At 67.1% G+C, this 3,469-nt stretch carries 4 protein-coding genes; 3 read left to right on the top strand and 1 reads right to left on the bottom strand.

Annotated elements, in window-relative coordinates; genetic code table 11:
• Positions 1-281 (top strand): hypothetical protein (locus FKP22_RS32655; protein ID WP_170201064.1); only part of this gene is annotated, 281 nt, incomplete at its 5' end.
• A 109-nt stretch (positions 282-390) separates the two neighbouring features.
• A complete protein-coding gene (gene miaB / locus FKP22_RS24485) occupies positions 391-1,731 on the top strand; it encodes a tRNA (N6-isopentenyl adenosine(37)-C2)-methylthiotransferase MiaB (protein ID WP_141290271.1) in 1,341 nt (446 codons plus the stop codon).
• A 22-nt stretch (positions 1,732-1,753) separates the two neighbouring features.
• Here the strand turns inward: miaB and FKP22_RS24480 are convergent, their stop codons facing one another.
• Complete coding sequence (locus tag FKP22_RS24480; protein WP_141290270.1) at positions 1,754-2,032, bottom strand: hypothetical protein; 279 nt, start codon at positions 2,030-2,032, stop codon at positions 1,754-1,756.
• Positions 2,033-2,127: 95 nt separating this feature from the next.
• Between FKP22_RS24480 and hemA the strand changes: the two genes are divergently transcribed.
• Positions 2,128-3,435: a glutamyl-tRNA reductase gene (gene hemA, locus FKP22_RS24475; RefSeq protein ID WP_141290269.1), complete on the top strand. Its 1,308-nt coding sequence runs from the start codon at positions 2,128-2,130 to the stop codon at positions 3,433-3,435.
• Positions 3,436-3,469 lie beyond the last annotated feature (34 nt).

Genomic DNA, 3,469 nt, shown 5'->3' with positions numbered 1-3,469 from the left:
TGCTGGTGGTCACCGCCCCGCCGGAAGCCACGCTGAACGGCCAGGCCACGCGGCTGGCTCCCGGCGCCCGCATCCACGGCGCGGACAACCTGCTGCAGATGTCCGGTGCCCTCGTGGGCCAGAAGCTGGTCGTCAACTTCACGCTGGACGCGATGGGCCAGCCGCTGGAAATCTGGGTGCTGCGCGACGACGAAGCCAAGGTAAGCCCGTGGCCGCGCACGCTGGGGCAGGCGCAGAGCTGGAGTTTCGACGCTGCTGCGCAGACCTGGACGAAACCATGAACGCTGTCACTACCGCCAATGTCGTGCGGGCCGAGCGCCGGGCCGCTCCCAAGCCGGCCCGCGTCCCCTCGGGGGACCGGTCGCAGTACCCTGCGGACGAGGGGTTGTCATGACGAAGAAGGTTTTCATCAGAACCTTCGGCTGCCAGATGAACGAGTACGACTCGGACAAGATGGCCGACGTGCTGCGCGCCGCCGACGGTTACGAGCCGACGCAGGACGTCGAAGAGGCCGATCTGGTGCTGTTCAACACCTGCTCGATCCGCGAGAAGGCGGCCGAAAAGGTGTTCTCCGACCTGGGCCGCGTGAAGCACCTGAAGGAGAAAGGCGTGCTGATCGGCGTGGGCGGCTGCGTGGCCAGCCAGGAAGGCGCGGCCATCATTGACCGCGCGCCGTATGTGGACCTGGTGTTCGGCCCGCAGACGCTGCACCGGCTGCCGCAGATGATTGCCCAGCAAAAGGCGCAGAAGCGCTCGCAGGTCGACATCAGCTTCCCCGAGATCGAGAAGTTCGACCACCTGCCGCCGGCACGGGTCGACGGCGCGACCGCCTTTGTCTCCATCATGGAAGGCTGCTCGAAGTACTGCACCTACTGCGTGGTGCCCTACACCCGCGGCGAGGAAGTCTCGCGGCCGTTCGAGGACGTGCTGACCGAGATCGCCGGGCTGGCGGACCAGGGCGTCAAGGAAGTGACGCTGCTGGGCCAGAACGTCAACGGTTACCGCGGCACCATGGGCGGCACCAGCGAGATCGCCGACTTCGCGCTGCTGCTGGAATACGTGGGCGAGATCCCCGGCATAGCGCGCATCCGCTACACCACCAGCCACCCGAACGAGTTCAGCCAGCGGCTGATCGACGTCTACGCCAAGGTGCCGCAGTTGGTGAACCACCTGCACCTGCCGGTGCAGCATGGCTCGGACCGCATCCTCTCTGCGATGAAGCGCGGCTACACCTCGCTGGAATACAAGAGCGTGATCCGCCGGCTGCGCCTGGTGCGGCCGGACATCCAGCTGTCGACCGACTTCATCGTCGGCTTCCCCGGCGAAACCGAGGAAGACCATGCCAAGTCGATGAAGCTGATTGACGACATCGGTTTCGACGCTTCATTCAGCTTCATCTTCAGCGCCCGCCCCGGCACCCCGGCTGCGGCGCTGCACGACGACACCCCGCACGAAGTGAAGCTGGCCCGGCTGCAGGCGCTGCAGGCCAGGCTGGAAGACAACGTGCGCCGCTACAGTTTGGCAATGCAGGACACCGTACAGCGCATCCTCGTCGAAGGCCGCTCGCGCAAGAGCGCGGCCGAACTGATGGGCCGCACCGAGTGCAACCGCATCGTCAACTTCCCCGGCACGCCACGCTTGATCGGCCAGCTGATCGACGTGCGCATCACGCAGGCGATGCCGCACTCGCTGCGCGCCGAGGTGGTGACGCAGGACAGCGTGACGGCCTGAGCGGCTGTCGCTGGGGAGTGGTTCAATGGGGGCGGACCCAGCCGCGCCACCACAGTGCCAGCGCGGTGGCGGCGACCAGCATCGCATAGGTCGCCATGCGGCCATCCCGACCGAACAGCACCAGGCCAAACAGCAGCACCAGGGCGCCTGCGCCCATGGTCCAGAGCGCCAGCCGGGCAAACGGCACCCGCCTGAGCGGCCGGTGCCACATCAGCTTGGCCAGCCCGGTGGCGATCAGCCCCACGCCCAGCGCGGGACCGAAGAAATTCAGCAAGTGCCAGATGGCATCCAGAGGGCCCATGGTGACGACGTCCTGCTTTGATTCCCGTCAATTGCGCCACAGCGTCAGCAACCGACCGTATGCTGAGGGCAAGGTAAGGATTTTATAATTCGGTCATGAGTGTATTTGCGCTCGGCTTGAACCATCACACGGCCCCGCTGGATTTGCGGGGCCGATTTGCGTTCGCGCCCGAGCAGCTGACACCCGCGCTGCAGGCGCTGCGCGACCAGTTGCAGCGCTCCGCGCCGGAAACGGCGATCCTGTCGACCTGCAACCGCACTGAAATCTATGTGGCCAGCGGGCCCGAGCGCGCCCGCGAACTGGTACGCCCGGCGCTGGACTGGCTGGCCCGCCAAGGTGGCGTGGCCGAGCAGCATTTGCAGCAGCACACCTATGTGCTGGAAAACCGAGAAGCGGCCCGGCATGCCTTCCGCGTGGCCTCCGGGCTGGACTCGATGGTGCTGGGCGAGCCGCAGATCCTCGGCCAGATGAAGCAGGCGGTGCGCGGCGCCGACGAAGCCGGCACGCTGGGCACCACGCTGCACCAGCTGTTCCAGCGCTCGTTTTCGGTCGCCAAGGAAGTGCGCACTTCCACCGAAATTGGCACGCATTCGATCAGCATGGCCGCAGCCACGGTGCGCCTGGCCTCGCAGCTGTTCGAGGACCTGCAGAAGATCAAGGTGCTGTTTGTCGGCGCTGGCGAAATGATCGAGCTGGTGGCCACCCATTTCTCGGCCAAGGAGCCGCAGATGATGGCGGTGGCCAACCGCACGCTGGAGCGCGGCGAGAAACTGGCCACCCGCTTCGGCGCGCAGGCCATGCGCCTGGCCGACCTGCCGGCGCGGCTGCATGAATTCGACGCGGTGATCTCCTGCACCGCCAGCTCGCTGCCCATCATCGGGCTGGGCGCGGTGGAGCGGGCACTGAAGGCGCGCCGCCGCCGGCCGATGTTCATGGTGGACCTGGCCGTGCCGCGCGACATCGAACCCGAAGTGGCGCGGCTGTCAGACGTGTATCTCTACACCGTGGACGACCTGACCGCCGCGGTGCAGACCGCCAGCCAGAAGCGGCTGGCTGCCGTCGAGCAGGCCGAGGCCATCATCGATGCCGGCGTGCAGAGCTTTGCCCATTGGCTGGACCAGCGCGCCAGCGTGCCACTGATCCAGGCGCTGAACCGCCAGGCCGACGACTGGCGCGCGGCGGAAATTGGCCGTGCCCGCAAGCTGCTGGCCCGTGGCACCGATGTGGACACGGTGCTGGAAGCGCTGAGCCGCGGCCTGACCCAGAAGATGCTGCATGGCGCGCTGGCCGAGCTGCATGGCAGCGAAGGCGAACAGCGCCACCAGACGGCCGAGATGGTCTCGCGCCTGTTCCTGAGACAGGCGGCGCGCGGCCCTTCGGACGGCGACGACAACGGGCGCTAGCGGCGCTCGCCGCGTGACGGCCGAACCTTCGGCC

This window comes from Ideonella azotifigens (genome assembly GCF_006519715.1).
Lineage (GTDB): Bacteria > Pseudomonadota > Gammaproteobacteria > Burkholderiales > Burkholderiaceae_C > Ideonella > Ideonella azotifigens.
This window is presented reverse-complemented; position numbering and strand designations above follow the sequence as displayed.

Excerpts from the sequence above, each read along its gene's own strand:
- miaB (WP_141290271.1), top strand. The coding sequence starts at position 391 with ATGACGAAGAAGGTTTTCATCAGAACCTTCGGCTGCCAGATGAACGAG.
- FKP22_RS24480 (WP_141290270.1), bottom strand. The coding sequence starts at position 2,032 with ATGGGCCCTCTGGATGCCATCTGGCACTTGCTGAATTTCTTCGGTCCC.
- hemA (WP_141290269.1), top strand. The coding sequence starts at position 2,128 with ATGAGTGTATTTGCGCTCGGCTTGAACCATCACACGGCCCCGCTGGAT.